This window comes from Actinomadura viridis (assembly GCF_015751755.1).
In the GTDB taxonomy this organism is placed as follows: domain Bacteria; phylum Actinomycetota; class Actinomycetes; order Streptosporangiales; family Streptosporangiaceae; genus Spirillospora; species Spirillospora viridis.
Map to the genome: position 1 here is coordinate 1,739,033 of NZ_JADOUA010000001.1, position 24,232 is coordinate 1,763,264.

At 72.2% G+C, this 24,232-nt stretch carries 26 protein-coding genes and 1 tRNA gene; 19 read left to right on the forward strand and 8 right to left on the reverse strand.

The annotated features are described in order from the left end of the window. Window positions 1–63: 63 nt before the first annotated feature. Both IW256_RS07640 and nudC read left to right on the forward strand, forming a co-directional pair. A complete protein-coding gene (locus tag IW256_RS07640; protein ID WP_197010282.1) occupies window positions 64–1,449 on the forward strand; it encodes a dipeptidase in 1,386 nt (461 codons plus the stop codon). A 50-nt stretch (window positions 1,450–1,499) separates the two neighbouring features. After that, window positions 1,500–2,399 carry an NAD(+) diphosphatase gene (gene nudC, locus IW256_RS07645; protein ID WP_197016162.1) on the forward strand — a complete coding sequence of 300 codons (900 nt, stop codon included), beginning with the start codon at window positions 1,500–1,502 and terminating at the stop codon, window positions 2,397–2,399. A gap of 12 nt (window positions 2,400–2,411) precedes the next feature. Here nudC and IW256_RS07650 read toward each other — a convergent pair whose 3' ends face one another. Further along, a complete protein-coding gene (locus IW256_RS07650; protein ID WP_197010283.1) occupies window positions 2,412–2,699 on the reverse strand; it encodes a mycoredoxin in 288 nt (95 codons plus the stop codon). 208 nt (window positions 2,700–2,907) lie between these two features. Between IW256_RS07650 and IW256_RS07655 the strand changes: the two genes are divergently transcribed. The 5 genes from IW256_RS07655 to IW256_RS07675 all read left to right on the forward strand — a co-directional run bounded on the left by IW256_RS07655 (window position 2,908) and on the right by IW256_RS07675 (window position 7,308). Next, window positions 2,908–4,995, forward strand: coding sequence for an ATP-dependent DNA helicase UvrD2 (locus IW256_RS07655; protein ID WP_197010284.1), 2,088 nt, complete (start codon window positions 2,908–2,910; stop codon window positions 4,993–4,995). 65 nt (window positions 4,996–5,060) lie between these two features. After that, window positions 5,061–5,924, forward strand: coding sequence for an acyl-CoA thioesterase II (tesB, locus tag IW256_RS07660; protein WP_197010285.1), 864 nt, complete (start codon window positions 5,061–5,063; stop codon window positions 5,922–5,924). A 262-nt stretch (window positions 5,925–6,186) separates the two neighbouring features. After that, window positions 6,187–6,606: a hypothetical protein gene (locus IW256_RS07665; RefSeq protein ID WP_197010286.1), complete on the forward strand. Its 420-nt coding sequence runs from the start codon at window positions 6,187–6,189 to the stop codon at window positions 6,604–6,606. A 119-nt stretch (window positions 6,607–6,725) separates the two neighbouring features. Next, the gene (locus IW256_RS07670; protein ID WP_197016163.1) at window positions 6,726–7,004 is read left to right on the forward strand and encodes a WhiB family transcriptional regulator; all 279 of its coding nucleotides are present in this window, start codon (window positions 6,726–6,728) and stop codon (window positions 7,002–7,004) included. 97 nt (window positions 7,005–7,101) lie between these two features. After that, window positions 7,102–7,308 (forward strand): hypothetical protein, encoded by a 207-nt coding sequence (locus IW256_RS07675; protein WP_197010287.1) that lies wholly within the window; start codon window positions 7,102–7,104, stop codon window positions 7,306–7,308. A gap of 249 nt (window positions 7,309–7,557) precedes the next feature. On the opposite strand, the gene IW256_RS07680 is transcribed toward IW256_RS07675, so the two are convergent. Next, window positions 7,558–8,943 carry an ABC1 kinase family protein gene (locus IW256_RS07680; RefSeq protein WP_307828782.1) on the reverse strand — a complete coding sequence of 462 codons (1,386 nt, stop codon included), beginning with the start codon at window positions 8,941–8,943 and terminating at the stop codon, window positions 7,558–7,560. Window positions 8,944–9,124: 181 nt separating this feature from the next. Here IW256_RS07680 and IW256_RS07685 point away from each other — a divergent pair, with 181 nt between their 5' ends. Beyond that, window positions 9,125–9,925, forward strand: coding sequence for an enoyl-CoA hydratase/isomerase family protein (locus tag IW256_RS07685; RefSeq protein WP_197010289.1), 801 nt, complete (start codon window positions 9,125–9,127; stop codon window positions 9,923–9,925). 6 nt (window positions 9,926–9,931) lie between these two features. Here IW256_RS07685 and IW256_RS07690 read toward each other — a convergent pair whose 3' ends face one another. Then, window positions 9,932–10,288, reverse strand: coding sequence for a hypothetical protein (locus IW256_RS07690; protein ID WP_197010290.1), 357 nt, complete (start codon window positions 10,286–10,288; stop codon window positions 9,932–9,934). A gap of 324 nt (window positions 10,289–10,612) precedes the next feature. Here IW256_RS07690 and IW256_RS07695 point away from each other — a divergent pair, with 324 nt between their 5' ends. Both IW256_RS07695 and IW256_RS07700 read left to right on the forward strand, forming a co-directional pair. Continuing rightward, complete coding sequence (locus IW256_RS07695) at window positions 10,613–11,128, forward strand: M48 metallopeptidase family protein (protein ID WP_197016164.1); 516 nt, start codon at window positions 10,613–10,615, stop codon at window positions 11,126–11,128. Next, complete coding sequence (locus tag IW256_RS07700) at window positions 11,125–11,811, forward strand: hypothetical protein (protein ID WP_307828783.1); 687 nt, start codon at window positions 11,125–11,127, stop codon at window positions 11,809–11,811. Before IW256_RS07695 ends, IW256_RS07700 begins: the two co-directional genes overlap by 4 nt. Before the next feature lie 60 nt (window positions 11,812–11,871). Here IW256_RS07700 and IW256_RS07705 read toward each other — a convergent pair whose 3' ends face one another. From IW256_RS07705 to IW256_RS07715, 3 genes are read right to left on the reverse strand one after another with little or no spacing between them, the layout of a single operon-like run. Further along, a complete protein-coding gene (locus tag IW256_RS07705; protein ID WP_197010291.1) occupies window positions 11,872–12,456 on the reverse strand; it encodes an NUDIX hydrolase in 585 nt (194 codons plus the stop codon). Next, window positions 12,453–12,620 carry a hypothetical protein gene (locus IW256_RS07710; RefSeq protein WP_197010292.1) on the reverse strand — a complete coding sequence of 56 codons (168 nt, stop codon included), beginning with the start codon at window positions 12,618–12,620 and terminating at the stop codon, window positions 12,453–12,455. Before IW256_RS07710 ends, IW256_RS07705 begins: the two co-directional genes overlap by 4 nt. An 8-nt stretch (window positions 12,621–12,628) precedes the next feature. Then, window positions 12,629–14,059 carry a zinc-dependent metalloprotease gene (locus IW256_RS07715; protein WP_197010293.1) on the reverse strand — a complete coding sequence of 477 codons (1,431 nt, stop codon included), beginning with the start codon at window positions 14,057–14,059 and terminating at the stop codon, window positions 12,629–12,631. Window positions 14,060–14,148: 89 nt separating this feature from the next. Here IW256_RS07715 and IW256_RS07720 point away from each other — a divergent pair, with 89 nt between their 5' ends. After that, entirely contained in the window at window positions 14,149–15,231 is a 1,083-nt protein-coding gene (locus IW256_RS07720; protein WP_197010294.1) for an NAD-dependent epimerase/dehydratase family protein, read from the forward strand. 79 nt (window positions 15,232–15,310) lie between these two features. Here the strand turns inward: IW256_RS07720 and IW256_RS07725 are convergent, their stop codons facing one another. Then, window positions 15,311–18,271, reverse strand: coding sequence for a UPF0182 family membrane protein (locus IW256_RS07725; protein WP_197010295.1), 2,961 nt, complete (start codon window positions 18,269–18,271; stop codon window positions 15,311–15,313). 120 nt (window positions 18,272–18,391) lie between these two features. Between IW256_RS07725 and IW256_RS07730 the strand changes: the two genes are divergently transcribed. The 8 genes from IW256_RS07730 to IW256_RS07765 all read left to right on the forward strand — a co-directional run bounded on the left by IW256_RS07730 (window position 18,392) and on the right by IW256_RS07765 (window position 23,366). Continuing rightward, window positions 18,392–18,976, forward strand: coding sequence for a PPA1309 family protein (locus tag IW256_RS07730; protein ID WP_307828784.1), 585 nt, complete (start codon window positions 18,392–18,394; stop codon window positions 18,974–18,976). A gap of 10 nt (window positions 18,977–18,986) precedes the next feature. Then, window positions 18,987–19,427, forward strand: a complete 441-nt coding sequence (locus IW256_RS07735; RefSeq protein ID WP_197010296.1) for a molybdenum cofactor biosynthesis protein MoaE — start codon at window positions 18,987–18,989, stop codon at window positions 19,425–19,427. 27 nt (window positions 19,428–19,454) lie between these two features. Further along, complete coding sequence (locus IW256_RS07740) at window positions 19,455–20,507, forward strand: YlbL family protein (protein ID WP_197010297.1); 1,053 nt, start codon at window positions 19,455–19,457, stop codon at window positions 20,505–20,507. 47 nt (window positions 20,508–20,554) lie between these two features. Further along, window positions 20,555–20,628: transfer RNA gene (locus tag IW256_RS07745), tRNA-Met, on the forward strand. Window positions 20,629–21,115: 487 nt separating this feature from the next. Continuing rightward, window positions 21,116–21,613, forward strand: a complete 498-nt coding sequence (locus tag IW256_RS07750; protein ID WP_197010298.1) for a hypothetical protein — start codon at window positions 21,116–21,118, stop codon at window positions 21,611–21,613. 154 nt (window positions 21,614–21,767) lie between these two features. After that, the gene (locus IW256_RS42675) at window positions 21,768–22,199 is read left to right on the forward strand and encodes a 4a-hydroxytetrahydrobiopterin dehydratase (protein ID WP_197010299.1); all 432 of its coding nucleotides are present in this window, start codon (window positions 21,768–21,770) and stop codon (window positions 22,197–22,199) included. Between the two features lie 121 nt (window positions 22,200–22,320). Further along, entirely contained in the window at window positions 22,321–22,857 is a 537-nt protein-coding gene (locus tag IW256_RS07760) for a DUF6985 domain-containing protein (RefSeq protein WP_197010300.1), read from the forward strand. Between the two features lie 233 nt (window positions 22,858–23,090). Further along, window positions 23,091–23,366 carry a hypothetical protein gene (locus IW256_RS07765; RefSeq protein ID WP_197010301.1) on the forward strand — a complete coding sequence of 92 codons (276 nt, stop codon included), beginning with the start codon at window positions 23,091–23,093 and terminating at the stop codon, window positions 23,364–23,366. A gap of 69 nt (window positions 23,367–23,435) precedes the next feature. On the opposite strand, the gene IW256_RS07770 is transcribed toward IW256_RS07765, so the two are convergent. Further along, entirely contained in the window at window positions 23,436–24,182 is a 747-nt protein-coding gene (locus tag IW256_RS07770; protein WP_197010302.1) for an SDR family NAD(P)-dependent oxidoreductase, read from the reverse strand. Window positions 24,183–24,232 lie beyond the last annotated feature (50 nt).

Sequence of the window (24,232 nt, forward strand, 5' to 3'; positions counted from 1 at the left end):
CTCGCCCGCGCGGCTCGCGGCGAGGGACGACGGCGTCCGGATCTGCTCAAGGGAGAAATGCTGGTGGACGTTCCGCAGTACATCGAGGCGAACAGGGAGCGGTTCTTCGCCGATCTCAAGGAGTGGCTGGCGATCCCCTCCATCTCAGGCGACCCCGCCCATCACGGTGACGTACGGCGCTCGGCGGAGTGGTTCGCCGCCCACCTGCGCGACATCGGGTTCCCGACCGTCGAGGTGTGGGAGACGGCGGGCCTGCCCGCCGTGTTCGCGGAGTGGCCGGCCGCCGACCCGGCCGCGCCGTCCGTCGTGGTCTACGGGCATCACGACGTGCAGCCCGTGGAACCCCTCGGCGAATGGGAGACCGACCCGTTCACCCCGCTGGAGAAGGGCGACCGGCTCATCGGGCGCGGCACGTCCGACGACAAGGGCCAGGTGTTCTTCCACACCCTCGGCGTCCAGGCGAACATGGCCGCGTCCGGCGCCCCGGCCCCGCCCGTGACCGTCAAGCTGCTGGTCGAGGGCGAGGAGGAGTCCGGCTCGCTGCACTTCCCCGAACTGCTGCGCACCCACCGCGACCGGCTGGCCTGCGACGCGATCGTCATCAGCGACACCTCCATGTGGTCGGAGGACGTCCCCTCCATGTGCACCGGCATGCGGGGGCTCACCGAGGCCGAGGTGTCCCTGTACGGCCCTGAGAGCGACCTGCACTCGGGTTCGTTCGGCGGGGCGGTCCCCAACCCCCTGCACGCGATGGCGGCGCTCCTGGCGGCGCTGCACGACGCCGACGGCCGCGTGACGCTGCCCGGCTTCTACGACGACGTCCTCCCGCTCACCGGCGAGGAACGCGAGCTGTTCGCGCGGCTGCCGTTCGACGAGGCCGAATGGCTGCGGACCGCGGGCGGCAGCCGGGCGCCGTACGGCGAGAAGGGCTTCACCACCCTGGAGCGGGTCTGGGCGCGGCCGACCGCGGAGATCAACGGCATGTGGGGCGGGCACACCGGGCCGGGCGGCAAGACGATCGTCCCGCGCGAGGCGCACGCCAAGATCTCCTTCCGCCTGGTCGCGGGACAGGACCCGGCGAAGGTGCAGGAGTCGTTCCGGACCTGGGTCCAGCGGAACACGCCCCCGGGCATCCGGGCCGACATCGTCACCGGCGGAGCGGTGCGCGCCTGCTTCTCGCCGATCGGGTCGGCGAGCGTGCAGGCGGCCAAGCGCGCCATGGAGAAGGCGTTCGGCCAGGAGGTGCTGTTCACCAGGGAAGGCGGCAGCGGCCCCGAGGCCGACCTCGCGGACATACTGGAGGCACCGCTGGTGTTCGTGGGGCTGGGCCTGGACAGCGACCGCATCCACGCCCCCAACGAGAAGGCCGAGATGCCTCTGCTCCTGAAGGGGGCCGAGGCCGCCGCCTACCTGTGGGACGAGTTCGCCACCGCGCTGCGGACGGCATGATGAGGGACGACGCGAAGATCCGGCCGGCCGTGCAGGCCCCCACCGAGCCCATGCTGGAATGGCTGGCGCTCGCCCGCGGAACCCTGGACAGGGTGGCCGAGCGCCGCCGCGACCGGGAATGGGTCGAGTCCGCCTGGACGGACCCGCGCACGCGCGTGTTCACGATCGAGGGCGGGCGCGCGCTCGTCTCCTACGATCCGGGGCCCGCGCTCGTCTTCACATCGCCCGCCCAGGCCCCGGAGGGGGAGCGCTACCTGCTCGGCGTGGACGACGAAGGCGTCGCCTACTTCGCCGTACGGGGAGAGTTGCCCGCCATGGAGGGCGCCGAGGCGGCCGGTCTGCGGCGGGTGGGCGCGCTCCTGGGCGACCAGGACTCGGGCCTGCTCACCCACGCGGTCGCCCTGGAGTACTGGCACTCGACCAACCCGTTCTGCCCGCGATGCGGCGGCCCCACCGAGGTCACCGCCGCCGGGCACGTACGGGTGTGCCCGGCCGACGGGTCCGAGCAGTTCCCCCGGGTCGACCCCGCCGTGATCATGCTCGTCCGCGACGACCGCGACCGCGTCCTGCTGGCCCGGGGCCCGAGCTGGCCCGCCGACCGGCGGTCGATCCTGGCCGGCTTCGTCGAGCCGGGGGAGTCGCTGGAGCAGGCGGTGGTGCGCGAGGTCCGCGAGGAGGTCGGCCTGACGGTCGGCGACGTTCGCTACCTGGGCAGCCAGCCGTGGCCGCTGCCGCGCAGCCTCATGCTGGGCTTCTTCGCCCGCGCGGAGGGCGGGCAGGAGCTGCGCCCGGACGCGGAGGAGATCGAGGACGCCGCCTGGTACACCCGCGACGAGCTGCGGGAGGCGCTCGAGAGCGGCCGGATCGTGTCTCCGGGTCCGCTCTCGATCGCCTCCCAGCTCATCATGCGGTGGTACGGGGGCCCGCTCCCGGACATGCCGCCGTTCTAGCGGGGCCGTACGTCAGACGCCCAGAAGGCGCTTGACCTCCTTGGCCGAGGGGTTGGTCAGCACGTGCCGCCCCGCCTCCGGCGTGTCCACCACGACGGTCGGCACGGTCTGGTTGCCGCCGTTGACGCTCATCACGAACTCCGCGGCGGCCGGGTCGCGCTCGATGTCGACCTCCACCATCTCGATGCCGTCCCGGGCCAGCTGGCTCTTGAGCCGCCGGCAGAAGCCGCACCAGGTCGTCGTGTACATGGTGAGCGGCCCGGTGGGCGCGTTCGCCTGGTCCGCGGTGGGCGTGGCCATCGGCGTGTCGTCTCCTTCGTGAGGCGTCAGGGGCGGGGCTGGGAGGGACCGGTCCGGCCTCCGGCCGCGCTCGGGGCGTTCGCCCGGAACCGCCGGGCGGTGTTCCTCGATCAACGGCCGGGCGCCGCGGGGAATTCCGCCGTCGGAGGTTATCCACAGTCGCGGCGCGGGGACCGATCCTGTCCCCGCATGCTGCCAGGATGGGGGGATGCAGGCAGAGCGCGTACTGGCGGGCCTCGACCCGGAGCAGCGGGCGGTCGCCGAGGCGGTGCAGGGCCCGGTGTGCGTGCTGGCGGGCGCCGGCACCGGCAAGACGCGGGCGATCACCCACCGGATCGCCTACGCCACGCTGACCGGGGTGGTCGCGCCGCAGCGGGTGCTGGCCGTGACGTTCACCACCCGGGCGGCCGGTGAGCTGCGCGCCCGGCTGCGGCAGCTCGGCGCCCCCGGGGTGCAGGCCCGCACCTTCCACGCGGCGGCGCTGCGCCAGCTGTCGTACTTCTGGCCCCGGGTGGTGGGCGGCGAACCCCCCAAGATCATCGAATCGAAGATCGGGCTGGTCGCGGACGCGGCCCGCGCCTGCCGGCTGGCCTTCGGCCGCACCGAGCTGCGCGACATCGCCGGCGAGATCGAGTGGGCCAAGGTCACCCAGCACCGCCCGGAGGACTACGCCGGCGCGGTGGCCACCGCGTCCCGCAAGATGCCCGCCGACGTGGTCGACGTCGCCCGCGTCTACGCGATGTACGAGCAGCTGCGCCGCGAGCGCAACCTGCTCGACTTCGAGGGCATGCTGGAGCTGACGGCCGCGGTGCTGACCGAGCACCGCGAGGTCGCCGCCCAGGTCCGCGAGCAGTACCGGCACTTCGTCGTGGACGAGTTCCAGGACGTCAACCCCCTGCAGAAGCTCCTGCTGGACACCTGGCTCGGCGACCGCGACGACCTGTGCGTGGTCGGCGACCCCAACCAGACGATCTACTCCTTCACCGGGGCCAGCCCCTCCTACCTGCTCGACTTCACCCGCGAGCATCCGGACGCCAAGGTGGTGAAGCTGGTCCGCGACTACCGTTCCAGCCCCCAGGTCGTCCGGCTGGCCAACGGCGTCATCGGGCTCGCGCGGGGCGAGGCGGCCCGGCGCCACCGGCTCGAACTGGTCGCGCAGCGCCCCGACGGCCCCGACCCGGTCTTCAGCGAGTACGACGACGAGATCGCCGAGGCCGACGACGTCGCCCGCCGCGCCCGCAAGCTGGTCGAGGAGGGTGTGCCCGCGCGGCGGATCGCGGTGCTCTTCCGGATCAACGCCCAGTCCGAGACCTTCGAGTCGGCCCTGGCCGCGGCCGGCGTGCCCTACGTGCTGCGCGGCGCCGAGCGGTTCTTCGAGCGCCCCGAGGTCCGCGAGGCGGTGATCCGGCTGCGCGGCGCCGCCCGCGCCGGGGCCGACGCCGAGACCGACGGCACGGGGCTGATCGCGACCGTCCGGCACGTCCTGTCGGGCGCGGGCTTCTCCGACCGGCCGCCCGAGGGGTCGGGCGCCGTCCGGTCCCGCTGGGAGTCGCTGGCCGCCCTGGCCCAGCTCGCCGAGGACATCGCCGCCGACGACCCGCGGGCCGGGCTGCCCGAGTTCGTCGCCGAGCTGGAGGAACGCGCCGCCGCGCAGCACGCCCCTCCGCTGGAGGGCGTCACGCTGGCCTCGCTCCACGCCGCCAAGGGCCTGGAGTGGGACGCGGTCTTCCTCGTCGGCCTGGTGGAGGGCACCCTGCCGATCATCTACGCGGAGACGCCGGAGCAGGTCGAGGAGGAGCGGCGGCTGCTGTACGTGGGCATCACCCGCGCCCGCGAGCACCTCTCCCTCTCCTGGGCGCTGTCCCGCTCACCGGGCGGCTCCCGGCGGCGCCGCCCGTCCCGATTCCTGGACGGCCTCACGCCCGGGACCATGACCCCCACCCCGGCGCGGGCCGACCGCGCCAAGCGCCGCCCCGCCAAGGGCCCCCAGCCCTGCCGCGTCTGCGAGCGTCCCCTCACCGCCCCCATCGAGCGCAAGCTGGGCCGCTGCGAGGACTGCCCGGCCGAGCTCAACGAGGAGCTCCTGCTGGCCCTCAAGGACTGGCGCGGCCGGGTCGCGGCCGACCAGAAGATCCCCGCCTACGTCGTCTTCACCGACGCCACCCTCCAGGCCATCGCCGAGCGCACCCCCGAGACCCTGGCCGAGCTCGCCGGCATCCCCGGCGTGGGCAAGGTCAAGCTCGACCGCTACGCCGAGGACGTCCTGTCGCTGTGCAACGGAGACCGTCCCGCCTGATCCCCTCCCGCACCGGGAAGGGGTGAGAGCTTCGCCACTGCCGCGCGTTTGGGAGACTTGCCGTCGTGAGTGAGTCTTTGAAGGCCCTGCTCGATCTGCTCGATCTCGAGCAGATCGAGAACGACATCTTCCGCGGACGCAGCCCCGAGGAGCGCCGGCAGCGTGTCTTCGGCGGCCAGGTGGCGGGGCAGGCGCTGGTCGCCGCGGGCCGCACCGTGCCGGTCAACCGCCCCGTGCACTCCTTGCACGCCTACTTCATCCGGCCGGGCGACCCGCTGGTGCCGATCGTCTACACGGTCGACCGGGTCCGCGACGGCCGGTCCTTCACCACCCGCCGGGTGCTGGCCGTGCAGCACGGCAAGGCCATCTTCAGCCTGTCGGCGTCCTTCCAGATCGTGGAGGACGGGCCGGCCCACCAGGCCCCCATGCCGGAGGCCCCGGCCCCCGAGACCCTGCCGACCTCCCGGGAACGGCTGACCCCGCTGTTCGGCGAGCGCGCCGCCGCCGACTTCGTGGAGCAGCGCCCCTTCGACATCCGGCACGCGACCCCCCTCACCTGGGAGGCGGCCAAGGACCCGGCCCTGGCCACGCCCGAGTCGAAGGTGTGGCTGCGGGTGGACGGGGAGCTGCCCGACGACCCGCTGCTGCACGTGTGCCTGATGACCTACGCCTCGGACATGACGCTGCTCGACACGGTGCTGCTCAACCACGGGCTGGCCTGGGGCGACAAGCGCACGATGGGCGCCAGCCTGGACCACGCCATGTGGTTCCACCGGCCGTTCCGGGCCGACGAGTGGCTGCTCTACTTCCAGGACACCCCGTTCGCCGGCGGTGCCCGCGGCCTCGCCCGGGGGCAGGTCTTCACCCGTTCGGGCGACCTCGTGGTGTCGGTCATGCAGGAAGGGCTCGTGCGGACGTCCGCCCCGTGAGGCGCGGCGGTGCCCTGACACGGCCTGGATCCGGACGGCCCGTATCCAGGCCGTGCGGCTGTCAGGGGTTTAGACGCGTGGAATGAAGCCCCGGTTCGAGGGGAATCCCGTGAAGTGACCCACAAAGCCGCAGGTCAAAAATGCCTTGCTTGATTTGTGGAAGTCACCGTACTCTCGACGCGAGCGATCAGACGGCCCGCCCGTACGGATCTTGAATCCGGCGGTGGGCCCCCGAGGAGCCAGGAAGGTGGTGTGCAGTCCGGTGATCAGCACGTTGACGAAATCAGCGCCGACCCTGGCCCCCGCATGCCCCGGCTCCCCGATGAGCTATGGCGGCGCGCTCGCCACCCCGGTGACGGGGAGCCTGCGCGGCGGCGCGGCGGTCCTGCGCGGCGGCACTCAGATGCCGTATGGCGCCATGCCGGTCATCGAGTGGTCCGCGGACGAGTCGCTCGGCGGCCGACTGCGTGACCTTCGTGGCCTGCGCGCCGCGCAGGAAGTCCAGGAAGTCCAGGCTGCGCAAGAAACCAGCACTGTGCAGGAAGCCCAGGTTGCGCAGGGGACGAGTGTCTTCGAGCAGCGATTCGAAGGCGCCAACCCCAGCGCTCCGGCCACGGCCCACGTGGACGCCACCTCCATCAAGGGTGGCTCGGGTCCGTACCCCTGGAGGCGACCGGTCTAGAAAGACACCGGCAAGCCCCCAGGCCGCGGATCCGACACCGGATCCGCGGCCTTCTTGTTTGCCCGCACAAACACCGACACACCCGTTGCGAACCAACGAGAGGAACAAGGGTGACTGTGATGCAGGGGGCTCTCGCAGTAAGCGAGGAGGACCTCACGCTTCCGTGCCGGACCGACCCGGAGCTCTTCTTCGCCGAGGCTCCCGCCGATGTCGAGCTCGCCAAGGCCCTGTGCCTGGAGTGCCCGCTCCGCAGGGAGTGCCTCGCCGGCGCCCTGGAGCGCAAGGAGCCCTGGGGCGTCTGGGGCGGCGAACTGTTCGTCCGCGGTGTCATCGTCCCGCGCAAGCGGCCCCGCGGACGTCCGCGCAAGAACCCGCTCCCGGACGAAGTGACCGTGTGAGCGTCACATGACCGCCATGCCGACAGCCGACCGTGTGGAGACCGGGAGCACGGTCCCCGTAGTGGGGCCGTGCCCCCGGGCCACCGGGGAGAACGAGATGAACTTGCTCAGCCAGAACCTGTCCCGGGAACGAATACGGGACCCTGAGGTGGAGCTGGCACAGCGCGTGCGCGCCCTCCGGCGCGCGCGCCGGGACGCCAGGACGCGGGCCGCCCGCGTCCGCCGCGCCCTGCTGGCGCCCACCCCGGCCGGGGACCCCTACGGTTCCCCGCCTGCCCGGCGTACCGCCAAGCCCGTGCGGTAGCAGGCCGCCGCCCGCCCTTCTTGGATGGTTTGGCGGGCCCGTGGCCTCCTTGCGGGCACCCGAAGGCGCGTCCGGCGACCCCCTCGCCGTACGCGCTGTGACAGCGGGGCCCCGCGCGTCTCATCAACGCGCGGGGCCCCGCTCGTGTCTCATCCGGCGGCCGGTCCTGCCCGGCCCGCCCGTCCTGCCTGTCCCGCCCGGTTCCGTCCTGCCCGGCGGTCCGGCGGTCCGGCGGTCCGGCGGTCCGGCTCAGCCGGCCAGCTCGCCGCCGGCCTCGTCCCCCTCGTTTCCCTCGTCCTCCTCGTTCACCGTGATGGCGGGGAGGTCGTCGTCGGCGAAGCCGGGGATCCACCGCAGCGACTCGGCGCGGGCCGGGATCTCGCATTCGAGCTGGCACAGCACCCCGGTGCCGGCCGACAGGACGCGGTGCACGATCACGTACTCGGGGGGCAGGTTCAGTTGCCGGACGACGTTGGTGGGACGCAGGTCGGTGACCCGGGCGGCCATGTCCCGCAGCCACTCGCGGCTGAACTTGAAGGTGTCCGTGGTGAACGGCTCGGTGATCGGGGCCAGGAACGCCTGCAGCGACTCGGCGTCGATCTCCACGCCCTCGCGGATGAAGTCCTCCCGGCGCAGCGCGTCCTCGACCTGGTCGATGTCGGCCATGGTGCCGATGCGCAGCAGCCGCCCCATCCGGTACTGGAAGTCCTCGGGGATCCGGTCCACCGCGCCGAAGTCCATCACGCCGAGCCGGCCGTCGGCCATCACCCGGAAGTTCCCCGGGTGCGGGTCGCCGTGCAGCATCCCCGAACGCTTGGGCCCCGACAGCAGGAACCGGCAGTAGAGCAGTGCGGCGTGGTCGCGCTCCTCCTGCTCGCCCTCGCTGATGATCTTCGAGAGCGGGGTGCCGTCGATCCACTCGGTGACGAGCACGTCGCCCGACTGGGCGATCACCTCGGGGATGTAGAAGTCGGGGTCGTCGGCCGGGTAGGCCTCCCGGACCGCGGTCTGCGACGCCGCCTCGATGGTGTAGTCGAGCTCCTCGGCCACCCGCTCCTTCAGCTCGGCCAGCATCGACTTGACGTCCAGGCCCGGCATGAGGACCGAGAACAGCTTGGCCAGCCGGGCGAGCTGGTTGAAGTCGCTGATCAGCGCCTTGCCGGCCCCCGGGTACTGGACCTTCACCGCGACCCTGCGGCCGTCCTCCCACACGCCCTGGTGGACCTGGCCGATCGAGGCGGCGGCGGCCGGGGCGTCGTCGAACGACTCGAACCGGTCGCGCCAGTCCTCGCCGAGCCCCTGGGCGAGGACCTTGTGGACGGCGGCGGCCGGCAGGGGCGGCGCGGCCTCCTGGAGCTTGGTCAGCGTGGCCCGGTACGGGCCGGCGATCTCCGGAGGCAGCGCGGCCTCGAAGATCGACAGCATCTGGCCGAGCTTCATCGCCCCGCCCTTGAGCTCGCCGAGGACCTTGAACAGCTGCTCGGCGGTGCGCTGCTGGATTTCCATCGCGACCGCCTCGGCGGGCCGCCCGAAGGTGCGTTTCCCGACGCCCAGAGCGGTTCGCCCGGCGAATCCGAGCGGGAGGGACGCCAGCTTTGCGGACCGCGTCACCGCGCGGCGGGGGAGATCGCTCACGCCGCCCATTGTCGGTGATCCGGTCTCGTTTCCGCCACAACGATGCTGAACATCCCGGTGATGGCGATCCGCCATACCATGTCCACCTGCGACGATGCAGTAAGTGTGCGCTTTCTCACCCTGTGGGGCGGTGTGGTGGCGGGTGCGTCGGCGCGAGGGTCACCGCGATAGCGTGCGGCGCATGCCCGAAGAGCTGTCAGATGCCCTGCTGGTGGAGCGCCGTCCCGGCGGGATCGCCGTCCTCACCCTGAACGACCCGGACCGGCGCAACGCGATGTCCGACGAGATGACCGCCGCCTGGAAGGAGACCGTCGCCCGGCTCCGCGCCGACGACGGGCTGCGCTGCGTGGTCGTCACCGGCGCGGGCACCGCGTTCACCTCCGGCGGGGACCTGTCCTGGCTGGCGGAGAAGAACGCGGTCGCGGTCGCGGCGCTGCGCGACCGGATGCTGGAGTTCTACCGGACCTGGCTGTCGATCCGCGCGCTCGAGGTGCCGACCATCGCGGCGATCAACGGGCACGCGGTCGGCGCGGGCTTCGCTCTCGCGCTGGCCTGCGACCTGCGGTACGCGGCGGCGGACGCCAAGCTGCTCGTCCCGTTCACCGCCCTCGGGCTGCATCCCGGCATGGCCACCACCTGGCTGCTGCCCGAGGTGGCCGGGCTCCCGCTGGCCCGCGAGCTGCTGTTCACCGGAGGGGCCGTCACGGGCGCGCAGGCCGAGTCGTACGGCCTGGTCAACCGGGCCGTACCGCGCGAGATGGTCCTCCCGGAGGCGCTGGAGGTCGCGGCCCGGATCGCCGAGCAGGCCCCCATCGCCACCCGTCTCACCAAGGTCGCGCTGTCGGGCGGCGGCCATCCGGACATGGAGTCGGCCCTGCGCTGGGAATCCCTCGCCCAGCCGGTCACCATGGCCTCCAAGGACATGCTGGAGGGGCTGGCCGCCCAGCGGGAGAAGCGCCGCCCCCGGTTCACGGGCGAGTAGGACGGATCACGGGCGAGGCGGCGCCGAGGCGGCCGGAGGCACCGAGGCGCCGCTGCCCGCCTTCCCCCGGGCGCGGCGCCGGGCCAGACGGGCCAGCGCCGACGACACCACGATCGGTGCCAGGATCTCCACCCCGCGGACGACCACGCCCGCCGGAAGCCCGAACCGCCCGGCGGCCCTGCGCGCCACCGGCCGCAGCGCCCTGCCGGCCGCACCCCCGGCGACCGCCCCCGCCGCCGCGCCCGCGACCCGCGTCCCCAGGGAACGCGGGGGCGTGCCGAGCCGCTCGCCCGACGGCCCCACCAGGATCTCCGGCGCGGTCTCGGCGCCGGTACCGCTGGCCTTCCGCTCGGGCCCGCCCATGTTCATCTCCGTCCTCCCGTGTCTCGACCGGCCGGTTCGTACCCGGACGCGGCCGGATCACGCCGGCCGGGCAAAGGAAGATCGACCCCGCCGGAGCCCGGAAAGACCGGGACAAAAGGGATAGACCACCCCCGGGGAGCGGTTCGGGCGCCGGTGTGGAAACCCTGCGGAGACTCTGTGGAAACCGTGTGGGGATGCTCAAAAACAAGGGCTTTGACCTGGGAAAACTCCCTGCACCCCCTGTGGAGGAAGCAAATTTTTGGGTACGGTTCTGGAGTGCCCCCTAACGTAGAGGTCCGCCGTAGCGACCGCCGGCGGCGGACGGTGTCCGCTTACCGCGATGGGGACAAGGTCGTCGTGATGCTGCCGTCCCGGCTCAGCAAGGCCGAGGAGGAGCAGTGGATCGCCACCATCCTCGAACGCCTGGAGGAGCGCGAGCGCCGCCGCCGTCCGTCCGACGCCGATCTGGAGATCCGGGCCCGCGAGCTGTCCCGGCGCCACCTCGGCGGACGCGCGGTGCCCGCGAGCGTGCGCTGGGTCGGCAACCAGCGGACCCGCTGGGGATCCTGCACTCCCGACGACGGCACCATCAGGCTCTCCACCCGGCTGCGCGGCATGCCCTCCTGGGTCGTCGACTACGTCCTGGTCCACGAGCTGGCGCACCTGCTCGTCCCCGGCCACGGCGCGGACTTCTGGAAACTCGTCGGCAACTATCCCAAGGCCGAACGCGCCCGGGGCTACCTGGAGGGCGTGGCCGCCGCCGCCCACCTCCCGATGGAGGGCGACGGGGTCGCCGGCGACGAGCTGCCGCCGGAGTGCCGGCACGGGGTCGCCGGGTGAGCACCGGCACCCGCCGCCACGTCGCCGTCCTGTCCGTCCGTCCCCGCGAGGGTGAACGGGCCGCGCCGAGCCCGCCCGGGGTCGATCCCGAAGATTTCCGGCTCGCCCTGCTGGAGGACACCTACGAGGTCGCCGCCGGGCTGGAGCTGGTCACGCCCGCCCTGGTGCTCGACCCGCCCGAGCAGCCCGAGGCCGAGGCGGTCACCTGGCCCGGCACCCCGCTGGTCCGCGTCGGTGCGGGGGGCGCCGCGCCCGGCCTGGCCGGGGCGTTCGCCGCCCTGCACGCCCTGAACTCCGAAGAGGCCGTGCTGCTCGCCCCCGACGCGCCGGACCTGCCGCCGCTGCTGATCGGCAAGCTCTTCCGCGCCCTCGGCGGCGCCCCGGCCGCCGCCTGCCAGGCCGCCGCCACCGGCGGCACCACCGGCAGGAACGCCGCGAACGGGCTGGTGGCCCTGGCCGCCCGTCTCCCGCTGCCCGGCTGGCTGTCGGACGCTCTCGCCGGCGTCGATCTCGACACCCCCGACGCGCTGGGACGGCTCCGCGCCGCCGCGCCGCGTCCCGGCCTGATCCCTCAGGGCCCCGGCTGGCACCGCCTCCGCGCGCCCGCCGACATCCACCTCCTGGACCCCGGCCTGGAGGGATGGGAGAACACCCGGGCCCTGCTCGAAGGCGTACCGAGGTAACACCCGCCTGCTCGGCCCACCTGCTCGCGGCGCGGCCCGACCGCCTGCTCGCCGCGCGGCTCAGCCCGTGGGGCCGGGCGCCCGGCGGACCGCATCCCGGACCAGGCGCCGTACGACGTCGTCGGTCGGCTCGGGCAGCGCGTCCACCGGAAACCAGCGCAGGTCGTCGGACTCGTCGCTGATCGCGTGCCGGGCGCCCGGCGGAGCGAACGCCGCGTACTGCACGTCCAGGTGCCAGGACCCCTCGGGATGGCAGCGGACCGCGTGCCGGTCGAGCCGTACCGGTACGGGCGGCAGCGCCAGCCCGTCGATCCCCGACTCCTCCGACGCCTCCCGCAGCGCCGCCCCGGCCAGCGTGGCGTCACCGGGCTCGCAGTGGCCGCCGAGCTGCAGCCACGCCTTGACCTTGCGGTGCAGGGTCAGCAGCACGCGGGAACGGGAGCCGTCGAGCACGATGGTGCTGGCCGTGATGTGCCCCGGCACGCACTCGCGCCACGTCCCGTCCGGATGCTCCTCCAGGTGGCGGACGAAGTCGAGCCGCAGCCGTTCCTGCGCCGCGTCGGGCGCCCGCCACCCGCGCAGCACCCGGACGGCGTCGGCGTGCAGGCCGGCGCCGTCCGCCGAAGGCGAGGGCGCCGGGGTCATACGCGGCCGACGCGCCGGTACAGCGAGGTCGCCGGGTGCCGGCGGCGCCGCTCCTGGTCGCGTGGACGCTGCCAGCACAGCCCCGCCCCGGTCACCCGCCGCCGGAACATCGCCGACCTGGTCGCCGCCTCGAACCGGCAGCCCGGCGTGCGCGAGGGACCCACCCGGCACCTCACGCGCGTGGCTCCGGACCACCGGGCGTGCCCCCGCCGGACCCGTTCTCACCCTCCGGCCCGTTCTCGCCGCCGCCGGTGTCGTCGTCGCTCTTCGCCCCGCTCGCGTCCGGCCCCGCCTCGCCGGGCTCATCCGGCTTGCCGGACTCGCCGGTGAACGCGGAGATGTCCAGGTCGTCGAGCTCGGCACGGCCGTGCGCGAAACCCTCGGGGTCGTCCAGGTCGTCGGCGGTCGGCAGCAGGTCCGGGTGCTCCCAGACGGAGTCGCGACCCTGGACGCCGCGCCGCTCGGTGAGCGCCCGCCACAGCGTGGCCGCCTCGCGCAGCCGCCGGGGACGCAGCTCCAGCCCGACCAGCGTGGCGAAGGTCCGCTCGGCCGGCCCGCCGGTCGCACGGCGCCGCCGTACCGCCTCGGCCAGCTTCACCGCGCCGGGCAGCCGGTCACCGGCGACCTGGTTGACCACGGTGTCGACCCAGCCCTCGACCAGCGCCAGCGTCGTCTCCAGCCGGGCCAGCGCGGCCTTCTGCTGCGGCGTCTCCTCCGGCGTCAGCTGCAGCTCGCCGCCGAGCGCCTGCTGGATCGCCTCAGGGTTGCTGAGGTCCAGGCCCTGAACCGCCTGCTCGATGCCCGACAGGTCCACCGTGATGCCGCGGGCGTAGTCCTCGACGGCGCCCAGCAGGTGGGCGCGCAGCCACGGGACGTGCGCGAACAGCCGCTGGTGGGCGGCCTCGCGCAGCGCCAGGTAGAGCCGGACCTCGTCGTCGGAGACCTCCAGGCCCTTGCCGAACGCCTCCACGCCGGCGGGCAGCAGCGCCCCCACGCCGTCCGGCGCCAGCGGCAGGCCGACGTCGGAGGAGCCGACCACCTCGCGGGCCAGCGCGCCCAGCGCCTGCCCCGCCTGGCCGCCCACCATCGCGCCGGCCATCTGCTTGACCATGCCGATCAGCGGCCCGGCCATCGCCTGCATGTCGGCGGGGATGTCGCCCGAACCCAGCGCCCCGCCCATGGACTCGACCATCCGGGTCGCGACCGGATCGCACACCTTCGCCCACACCGGCAGGGTCTGCTCGATCCATTCCGAACGGCTCCACGCCTGCGGGGTGCGGATCCCGGCGGGCAGCGTGGTGCCCTCGTCCAGCCACAGGTCGGCCAGGCGCAGGGCCTCCTGGACCTGCCGCCGCTCGGCCTCCACAACCGAGGGGTCGCCCTGCTCGGCCACCGCGTGCCGGGCTATGTTCTTGGCGAGATCCCAGTTCAGGGGGCCGCCACCGGCGCCCGGGGCACCCTGGCTACCGATCATGTCGGCGAAGCGGTGCAGCATGTCGGCGAACTGCCGCATGTCGCCGCCCATGGCCTTGAATGGATCCTGGGGCTTGTCGTCGTCGTCGCCGTTACCGGGACGATTGAAGCCGAAGGGAGTGTCACTCATCGGTTTGCCCCTGGGATGCATGATGGGCTCATATCCGCAACGTTAGCCGGTCCCGGCGAAGTCGCGTACACAAGGAAGGGGGCACCTCCGTGGCAACGGGCAAGGTTCGCCATGGGCGTAGCAAGGGCCCGGTCGTCGCCGTCACCGGCGCGGCCACCGGCGCGGGCCGGCTGCTGGCCGCGCGGCTGGCCGAGCGCGAGGAGATCCGCAAGGTCGTCGCGATCGACGACCATCGCGGCGACGTGCCGAACGTGACCTGGCGCGTGGTGGACATCCGCGACCCGCTGCTGTCGAACCGGCTCTCCGACGTGGACGTCATCGTCAACCTGGACGTGCTGCGCTCGCCCGACGTGGATCCGCGCGAACGCCGTACCCACAACGTCCGGGGCGCGCAGACGGTGGTGACCGCCGCCGCGGCGGCCCGGGTCCGCCGGGTGGTCCTGGTGACGAGCGCCATGGTGTACGGGGCGGGGCCCGGCAACGAGACCCCGCTCGCGGAGGACGCCCCGCTGCTGGCCGAGGCCAACAGCAGCATCGCCGGCGACTACCTGGAGATCGAGGAACTCGCCGTCGGCGCGCCGCTGACCCATCCGGGCCTGGAGGTCACGGTCGTCCGCCCGGCCGCCCTGGTCGGTCCCGCCGTCGACACCGTGATCACCCGGCACTTCGAGGCGCCCCGGCTGCTGTCGGTCAAGGGCAGCACCCCCGGCTGGCAGTTCTGCCACATCGAGGACCTGGCCGGAGCGCTGGAACTGGTGGTCGTCGAGGACCTTCCGGGCCCCATCGGGGTCGGCTGCGAGGGCTGGCTCGGCCAGGAGGAGGTCGCCGAGATCACCGGCAAGCGCAGCATCGAGCTGCCGGCCGCCCTCACCTTCGGCATGGCCCAGCGCCTGCACCGGCTCGGCATGACCCCGGCGCCCGCCACCGACCTGCACTACGTCGCCTACCCCTGGGTGGTCGACTGCGCCCGCCTCCGCGCCGCCGGGTGGAAGCCGGTCTACGACAACGCCACCGCGCTCCGCGTGATGATCGAGGAGAGCGCGGGCCGGCACGCGGTCGTCGGCCGCCGGGTCGGCGGCAAGGAGGCCACCATGGCCACCGCCGCCGGCGCCACCGTGGCCGCGATCGGCGCCGCCGCCGCGATCCGCCGGGCCCGCAAGCGGCGCCGCTGAGAAAGGGCCGCGCGGCGGGTGCCGCGCGGCCCTTTCCCCTGCGTTCCCGGGCCCTGCCGTGGGCCCGGTCAGCGCCCGGTCAGTTCGGGGACGCCGACGGGGACGCGGACGGCGAGGGAGAACCGCCGGCGGACGGGGTCGGGCTCGGCGTGGCCGCCGGGGCCCTGGCCGGGGCCTGCTGGGCCGCCGCGAGGTCGTCGCGGGCCTTCTTGACCCGCTCCCACGCCTTGCCCATCTCCTCGTAGTTCAGCTCCTTCTGAGCCTTCTCGAAGTCGGCGACGGCGGCCTTCAACTCCTCGATCGCCTGCCGCGCCTGCTCGCTCAGCTCCGTCCCGCCGGGCTGCCGCCCCTGGTCCCTGTCCTGGTCCCGGCCCTGGTCGGGCGGGGGCTGGCCGCCCGGCGACCGCGTCTCTATCTGCTCCAGCAACTGGTCGAGGGCCTGCTTCAGGTCGTTGCCGGAGGCGATGTCGTTGCCGAAGCGGACCAGCACCTTGCCCAGCAGCGGATAAGGCTGCTGCTCGGTCGTGCCCGCCGCCATGGCGTACATCGGCTCCACGTACAGCACCCCGTTGCCGAACGGGATCGTCAGCATGTTGCCGGGGACCGTCCGGGTGCCTCCCTGCCGCAGCGTGAACAGGTCGCCCTTGACCTTGGGATCGGTCTCGAAGGAGTTCTGCACCTGGCCCGGACCCTGCGCGGGCGAGTTGCGCGGCAGCTGCAGGATCTCGATCTGGCCGTAGTTGCGCCCGGGCGTCGAGCCGATCGCCATGAACGCCGCCAGGTTCGGGTTCTCCCGGGGGTTGAACACCGTGGTCAGCGAGAAGTCGGCGCTGTCACCGCCGGGCATGCGCAGGCTCTGGTAGTACGGCGGCTGCCTCCGGCCCTTCGCGCCCGGGTCCTCCGGCACCTCCCAGAAACCCTCACCGTTGTAGAACGCCGCGGCGTCGGTCACGTGGTACTTGGTGAGGATCTGCCGCTGCACCTTGAACAGGTCCTGCGGGTAGCGGAAGTGGCTCTCCAGCTCCGGCGTGATGCTGTTGCGGGGCTGGACGGTGCCCTTGAACACCTTCATCCAGGTCTTGGCGACCGGGTCCTTCTCGTCCCACTGGTAGAGCCGGACCGTCCCGTCGTAGGCGTCCACCGTCGCCTTGACGGAGTTGCGCATGTAGTTGATCCGGTCGTTGGCCTGCCGGGCCACCGCCGAGCGGGTGTCGGTGATGGTGTCGCGGGTGGCGTCCCCGAGGCTGGTCTGCTCCGAGTACGGGTAGGCGCCGGAGGTGGTGTAGCCGTCCAGGATCCACAGGATGCGGCCGTTCACCACCGCCGGGTACGGGTCGCCGTCCAGCGTGAGCCAGGGGGCGGAGCGCTGCACCATCTCCCGCGGCGTCCGGTTGTAGAGGATCTTGGCGTTGTCCTTGATCGCGCCCGACAGCAGCAGGTTCTTCTCCTGGAACCGGGTCGCGAACAGCAGCTTGTTGAGGAACGAGTCGATCGGGACGCCGCCGCGGCCCTCGTAGGTGGTGTTCTTCTGCCCGGCCGGGCTGTTGTCGGGGTAGTCCAGCTCCTGCTGGCCCGTGCCGCCCACCACCGAGTAGGCGGGGGAGCGCTCACCGAAGTAGATCTGCGGCCGGTCCACCTTGATCTGGGAGTCGGCCGCGGTCGGCATGTCCTTGGTCAGGAACTCGGGCGCGCCGCCGTTGGCGAACCGGTCGCCGTAGGCCGACACGAACCCGTACCCGTGGGTGTAGACCATCCGGTCCTTGACCCAGCTGCGCTGGCCGGCCGGGGCGCCCGACAGCTCGCGCAGCGCCACGATCGCGTCCACGTTCCGGTCACCGACCTTGTAGCGGTCGACGTCCAGGGTGTCGGGGAACCGGTAGAACGGCCGGATCCGCTGCAGCTGCTGGAAGGTCTCGCCCACCACGTTCGGGTCGAGCAGCCGGACGCCGTCCAGCTTGTCGGCCTCGGCCCGCAGCTTGTTCGTGTCGCTCTCCGGCTGCGCGCCGTACGCGGTGACCTTGGCGGTGTCGACCCCGTACGCCTTGCGGGTGAACTCGATGTTGCGCTGGATGAACTGCCGCTCCTTGGCCAGCTCGTCCGGCTTGACCTGGAACTGCTGGATCAGCAGCGGGTAGACCCCGCCGAGCAGGACCGCCGACAGCACCAGCAGCGTGAAGCCCACTCCGGGCAGCATCATGCCGCGCCGCAGCAGGTTGCTGAAGAACATCCCGGCGCAGATCACCGCGATGACCGCCAGGATCGTCTTCGCCGGTAGCAGCGCGTTGATGTCGGTATAGGACGCGCCCGTCGTCACGCCCCGTTCCGACTGGACCAGGCCGTACCGGTCCAGCCAGTAGGCCACCGCCTTCAGCAGGACGAACAGCCCCACCAGCACCGACAGGTGGGCGCGCGCCGGAGGGCTGGCCTTGTCGCCGGGGCCCTGCAGGCGCAGCCCGCCGTACAGGTAGTGCACCATCAGCGCGGCCAGGATCGACAGGATCACCGTCGCGAACACCACGCCCAGCACCAGCCGCAGGAACGGGTAGGTGAAGACGTAGAACGAGACGTCCTTGTGGAACTGCGGGTCCTTGACCCCGAACGGGGTCCGGTTCAGGAAGGCCAGGAAGACCGGCCACTGGCCGGCCACCGACGACCCCGTGAGCAGGCCGAGCAGTCCGAGGGAACCGGCGGCGATCAGCTTGCGGCGCGGATCGATGACGGTCCGGTAGCGCTCCAGCCCCTGCTGCTCCACCGACAGCGGCCGGTACGGCGGCCGCAGCCGGTAGGCGATCACCATGTTGGCGCCCACCAGCAGGGCCATCAGCGCGCCCGACCCGACGAAGAGCAGGATCTTCGACCACAGCTCCGTCGTGTAGACCGACGAGAATCCGACCGACCGGTACCAGAGCAGGTTGGTCCAGACCGAGGTGAAAAGCATGAAGACGACCAGGAGCCCGGCCAGTGCCACCAGGACCGGTACCACCAGCCTGCTCCGGCCGTTCCCGAGCCGGCGCCCGAATGCGGGAGTCCGGAAGGTCAAGGGGCCCCTCCGTTCAAAGGTGCGTGCCCACCGGCCGCCCGCCGGTGCTGTCTATGCAACTTACCGAGTTGACGGGGGGTTCCCGCCTTTCCTCTGCGCGATTGGGGGAAAGATGGCCCCGTGAGTCTTCTGGAAGAAGTCGTACAGGATCTGGAACGCCACTCCGCGCAGGAGGGCTGGGACACCGCGCCGCGCCTTTACGCGTTGGTGCAGAGTACCGAACTGCGCCGGGCGGAGCCGGAACTGGCCGACCAGCTCGGCCTGAGCGCCGACGTCGACACCCTTGCCGCTCTGGAGCAGCCGCCCCTCCCCGAACAGGCCGCCGTGGAGGACGCGCTGGCCACGATCGCCTGGCCGGACGCGGTGACCGGCTGCGCCCTCGTGCTGGAACGGGTGGTCCTCCCGCCCGACGTCGAGGAGGAGATCCCCGACGACGAGGCGGAGGCCGCCGCCTGGGCGGCCGGCCACCCGGCCCGCGAGGACGTCCGCATGGTGGTCGGGGTGCTGCGCGACGGCAGCCGGCACGCCGCCCTGCGGCTGCGCCGCCACGACGTCGACGACGAGGTGCTGCTCGGACCCGACCTCGTCCCGGCGCTGGCCGACGCGCTGGCCGCCACCTTCGAACCGGACGAGCCCGCCCCGCCCGGCGGCACCGGCTCGGAGGCCGCCACCGGCGCCCTGCCCGGCCCGGAGGCGGCGGGGTAGCCTGCGGAACGTGAGCGAGGTCAGTGGGCAGGACGTCATCAGGCTGGTCGGGGTGCGCGAGACACCGCTGTCGGTCGACGAGGTCTTCGGCGCCGTCGGCGACCGAGGCGCGGGCGGTGTCGCCCTCTTCGTGGGGACCGTGCGCGACTCCGACCACGCCAAGGAGGTGCGCCGCCTCTCCTACAGCGCCCATCCCACCGTCGAACGGGAACTGCGCGCGGTCATGGAGAAGGTCGCCGCCGACTTCCCGGTCAGGGCCCTGGCGGCCGTCCACCGGGTGGGCGACCTGGAGATCGGCGACCTGGCGGTGGTCGTCGCCGCGTCCTGCCCGCACCGCGCCGAGGCGTTCGCCGCCTGCCGCCGCCTCATCGACGACCTCAAGGCCCAGGTGCCCATCTGGAAACACCAGCTGTTCGCCGACGGGACCGACGAGTGGGTCGGGGCCTGCTGAACCCCCTGCGCCGCATAGAGTTTCCGCATGTCTCGTCGTGCCGCCACGCTCGCCGTCGCGAGCGTGCTCGTCCTGGTGCTGGCCCTGGTCGGCTCGCTCATGCCCGTGCCGTACGTCGCGCTGATGCCCGGCCCGACCAGCAACACCCTCGGCACCAACGAGAAGGGCGAGCCCCTCATCAAGATCGAGGGACGGCGGACCTACCCCGACCAGGGGCACCTCAACTTCACCACGGTCACCTACCGGGGCGGCCCCGGCGGCCGGATCGACCTGTTCAGCGCCCTGCGGGGCTGGCTGGACGGCGACATCGCGGTCGTCCCGGAGGAGACGATCTTCCCCAAGGACGAGTCGCCGAAGCAGGTGGACGAGGAGAACACCCGGCAGATGCGCGACTCCCAGCAGAGCGCCGAGGCCGCCGCCCTCAACGAACTCGGCATCAAGGTCGGCACCCAGGTCGTGGTCGACTCGGTCCAGAAGGGCCGCCCCGCCGACGGCAAGCTGCGCCCCGGCGACGAGATCACGGCCGTGGACGGCGTCCCCGCCTCCAGCGTCCCCGCCGTCACCGGGCAGATGGCCAAGCGGAAGATCGGTGAACCGGTCACCGTGACCTTCCGGCGCTCCGGCAAGGAGGACAAGGTCACCCTGACCACCGTCGCCGCCCCGGACGGCAGGCGCGCCGTGGTGGGCATCGTCCTCACCGACCAGTACCGCTTCCCGTTCAAGATCGACATCAGTGTCGGCGACGTCGGCGGCCCCAGCGCCGGCCTGATGTTCTCCCTGGCCATCGTCGACAAGCTGACCCCCGGCCCCCTCACCGGCGGCACCTTCATCGCCGGCACCGGCACCATCACCCCCCAGGGCCAGGTCGGCCCCATCGGCGGCATCCAGCAGAAGATGATCGCCGCCCGGCGCGCCGGCGCCACCGTCTTCCTCACCCCCAAGGACAACTGCGCCGACGCCCTCGCCGCCCGTCCCGACGGCCTCCGCCTCGTCCGCGCCGACACCCTGAAGGGCTCCATCAGCGCCATCGACGCCATCAACAGCGGCAAGGGCGAAGTGCCCTCCTGCGCGTCCCGCTGAAACCGATTTGGCGCCCCCACCCATATGCCCTACAGTTAAGACATCACCGCGGGGTGGAGCAGTTCGGTAGCTCGCTGGGCTCATAACCCAGAGGTCGCAGGTTCAAATCCTGCCCCCGCTACGAGGTCCTAGGGGCCCCTTGGTCGGCGCGCTTCGCGTGCCTCCCCGAGGGGCCTCTTCGCATTTCTCCCAGGGGGCGACCCCCTGGAACCCCCGGCTGCGCGGGCTCGGGGCTTCGCCCCTTCGCCCGCGCTTTCGCTTCGCGCGCTGCGCGCGCTTGCGTTCTCTGGTTCCGCGCTTCGGCGCTGGCGCGCCTTGCGCTTACGTTTCACGGACCCGCTCACGCTTCGGCGCTGGCGCGCCTTGCGCTTCTACGGCTGGCACGTGAACCCCATCCCAGGCCGCGCTGGGCGCGACCGCTCAGGAGGTGGACGAGCAGCCCATCGTGGCACCCGGCCGCCGGCACAGCGGCCGAACGGCCCGTCCTCCGTTCCGCGGGGTGGGGGCTGCGGCCCCGACTATGGTCGCTGGCCGCCGGATACGCCGCGTTCCTGGGCTGGCTCTACCAGGACGGCGGGAACATCGACCGGTCGGTGCACTGGCATGACGTGAGGCTCGAGCGGGCGCACCGCTCCAACGATCGCCAGCTCGTCGCGTTCGCGCTGCACAACAAGGCGATGCTGCACGCGGACCTCCTCGACGGGCATGGTGTCCTCGAACTGGCGCGGGCCGCGCTCCAGGAGGCGTCGGCCCTGGCGCCGAAGGTACGCGTTCTGGCATTGCAGCAGACGGCGCACGGCATCTCCCTCACCGAGGACGGCGACGCGCGAGACGAGTGCAACCGCCTCCTGGACCAGGCCGCCGCGCTCGTCGACCAGATCGACGACGCGTACCCGTGGGGCGGCGCGTGCCTCACGCCGCACTACATCGACGTCCAGCGCGCGACCTGCCTTGTCCGCCTCGGCCAGGCGGCAGACGCACTGACGCAATGGGAGCGGATCATGCCGTCGCTCCGGGCCGCCGTGCGCGTGGCGGGATGTGGGGGTTGTTCCTGGCCCGGCAGGCTCAGGCGTACGCGGTCCATCACGAGCCCGAGCGCGCCGTGACCATCGCCGGAGAGGTCGTCGAACTTGCCAACGCGACTGGCTCCGAACGCATGCGACGGGAGCTGTCAGGGCTCCGGTCTCGCACGAGACCCTGGGCGTGGGAGCTGCCGGGGCGGCAGCTTCAGGAGCTGCTGAGCAGCATGGGAGGGCACACGTGAGCCTGAGGACCCCCCTTACCGCCGAACGGGTCGCCGAGCGCCTCGCGGACACGGGATGGTCTGGAGACACCTCCGAGATCAGCCGTACGTTCGCGGTCGAGTACGACGTGGCGATGCGGATCGTGGCCGAGGTCGCCAGGGTCGCGATCGAGATGGAGCACCGGCCCGACATCGACATCAGGTGGGACCGCCTGCGGTTCGCCATGACCACCCACGCGGCCGGCGATCCATCCTTGGTCCGGGATCTCCGACAGCCGCCACCACATCTTCCTTGCGGACGGCGCCGAGTACATCGGGCCGCCTGCCGAGGACTGGGAAGCCGAGCGCGTCGAGTGGGTGCCGCTGCGTACAGTGCCCGATCTGGTTGCCAAGGGAGAGATGCCCAACGGCACGTCCATGGCGGCATTGCTGTATGCGCTGGCCCGTGACGACTGAGCGGGCCTTCCCGTCGCCACTACGGGAACGGGCGGACGACGGCCTTCAGATCGTTTCCATTGGATCTTCGGCGACTGCCGACTGCCACAAGCTTCCTCCTTCTACTCTGGCGGCATGCAGATTCCCGGCTTGGGCCAGGTCACCGAGGACGTCGATCTGGGCTGGTATCAGAGCGGGCCTGTGCCCGTGCCTGTGTTGGGCGGTGCTCCCTGCCGCATCATCATCGATGGCTATGACGATGACCCCACACCCGAGGACTTCCACGCTGCGATCCGCACGTTCCTGGCGCTTGACCGGTCGGCGCTGGTCGCGGCCACGCCGTCGATCTTCGCGTACTACCGCGACATCATGAACGACATCGTGGCTGAGGGGGACGACGACTGGTTCGTCGAGATCCAAAGCCCGGACGACGTACTCGATCACATCCGTTTCGGGGATAGGCCGGTCATCAGCCGCGACCACTACGGCGACCGGCACGTCTATGTGTCACTGGAATGCGAGTGTGACTGGGAGCCCGAGCATGGCCTGCAGATCGTGTTCAGAGACGGCCGTACGGTGACGAAAGTCGGCCCCTACGACGGCCACCTGACCAACTCGGCCGCCTACGCTGATGACACTCTCGACGGTGTCGTCTACCACATGTCGCGCTGAACCATGGAAGACCAGGTCATCGCCCCAAGGCCCGGGCGGCCCCGGGACAGGTACGCGCTGACCCGTAACGTCTGAGCGGGTCTTTCCCGTTGCGACCATGGAACGGGGCCGCCATCCACGACTTCGGGGCGGTCGTTGAGGGATGAACGCTCTCGCCGGTGGGCGACACCCGCGAAGGGAGGCGGGGTGCGAGAGATCAGCGACGTACGTGAGCACCTGCGGGAGGCCACCCGATGAGCGAGACGCCCAGCATGGAGGACGTCCTGACCGGGGGTGGCCACAAGGACGCCACCTTTCGCCTGGCCGGCACGAAGGTCATCGTGCTCACCGACGACGACGGCCGGACATGGCTGTGCCGCCGCGATGATGGCGTCGCGGAGTCGGCCACTCCCATGGGGCGTGTCGAGGCACTGGAAGAGTTCGCTGCGGCACTGGCCGAAGTGCTGGCAGCCGGCGACGTGATGCCGCGGCACCATGCTCGTGACGCCTGTGGCCGGCATCGCGGATAACGTCGGGCCCTCTGGGACCGCTGTGCGCGGGCTCGGGGCTTCGCCCCTGCCCGCGCTTTGCGCGGCCGGTCAGGCTGTGGCGGCGCCGTCGATGACCAGGTCGTGGCCTACCACGAAGCTGGACTCGGGGCCGGCCAGCCAGAGGATGCTGGCCGCGATCTCCTCCACGGTGCCCGCGCGGCCGATGGGGAGGGCTGTGCTGAGGCGTTCCGCCCGGTCGGCCTCGTCCTCGCCGGGGAAGAGGGACATCGAGGTCTCGACCGGTCCGGGGCTGACGGCGTTGATGCGGACGCCCTGGCCGATGCTCTCCCGGGCGGCGGTGCGGGTGAGGCTGCTGACGGCGGCCTTGGTGGCCGCGTAGGCGCCGGTGCCGGGGAGCCGCTGGTGGGCGCCGATGTTGGACGAGACGTTGACGATCGTGCCGCCGCCGTGGGCGCTCATGTGAGCGATCTCGTACTTCATCGGGAGGAACGTTCCGGTGAGGTTGGTGGCCAGGAGGGCGTCCCACGCGTCCTCGTCCATCTCCGCGATGGGGGCGGCCGAGAACGCCCCGGCGTTGTTGACGGCGACGTCCAGGCCGCCGTGACGCTCGACGGTGGTCGTGATCAGGTGGCGTACGTCCGCGGCCTTCGCGACGTCGGCGGGGATGTGGTCGGCCTTGCCGCCGTCGGTCTCGATCAGCTTCACGGTGTCGGCCAGCGGGCCGGGGGTGCGGCCGGAGACCACGACGGTGGCGCCCTCGCGGGCGAAGGCGAGCGCGGTGGCCCGGCCGATTCCCGTGCCGCCGCCGGTGATGAGGACGGTCTTGCCTCGCATGATGCTCCTTTTGAGAATGATCGATCTAGAAAGGGGGTGTGTGGAGCCCT

Coding starts and splice junctions, on each gene's coding strand:
- IW256_RS07705 (WP_197010291.1), bottom strand. CDS start 12,456: ATGACCCCGGCGCCCTCGCCTTCGGCGGACGGCGCCGGCCTGCACGCC.
- IW256_RS07655 (WP_197010284.1), top strand. CDS start 2,908: ATGCAGGCAGAGCGCGTACTGGCGGGCCTCGACCCGGAGCAGCGGGCG.
- IW256_RS07690 (WP_197010290.1), bottom strand. CDS start 10,288: ATGGGCGGGCCCGAGCGGAAGGCCAGCGGTACCGGCGCCGAGACCGCG.
- IW256_RS07770 (WP_197010302.1), bottom strand. CDS start 24,182: ATGCGAGGCAAGACCGTCCTCATCACCGGCGGCGGCACGGGAATCGGC.
- IW256_RS07765 (WP_197010301.1), top strand. CDS start 23,091: ATGAGCGAGACGCCCAGCATGGAGGACGTCCTGACCGGGGGTGGCCAC.
- IW256_RS07740 (WP_197010297.1), top strand. CDS start 19,455: ATGTCTCGTCGTGCCGCCACGCTCGCCGTCGCGAGCGTGCTCGTCCTG.
- IW256_RS07650 (WP_197010283.1), bottom strand. CDS start 2,699: ATGGCCACGCCCACCGCGGACCAGGCGAACGCGCCCACCGGGCCGCTC.
- IW256_RS07715 (WP_197010293.1), bottom strand. CDS start 14,059: ATGAGTGACACTCCCTTCGGCTTCAATCGTCCCGGTAACGGCGACGAC.
- IW256_RS07670 (WP_197016163.1), top strand. CDS start 6,726: ATGCAGGGGGCTCTCGCAGTAAGCGAGGAGGACCTCACGCTTCCGTGC.
- nudC (WP_197016162.1), top strand. CDS start 1,500: ATGCTGGAATGGCTGGCGCTCGCCCGCGGAACCCTGGACAGGGTGGCC.
- IW256_RS07675 (WP_197010287.1), top strand. CDS start 7,102: ATGAACTTGCTCAGCCAGAACCTGTCCCGGGAACGAATACGGGACCCT.
- IW256_RS07760 (WP_197010300.1), top strand. CDS start 22,321: ATGCAGATTCCCGGCTTGGGCCAGGTCACCGAGGACGTCGATCTGGGC.
- IW256_RS07685 (WP_197010289.1), top strand. CDS start 9,125: ATGCCCGAAGAGCTGTCAGATGCCCTGCTGGTGGAGCGCCGTCCCGGC.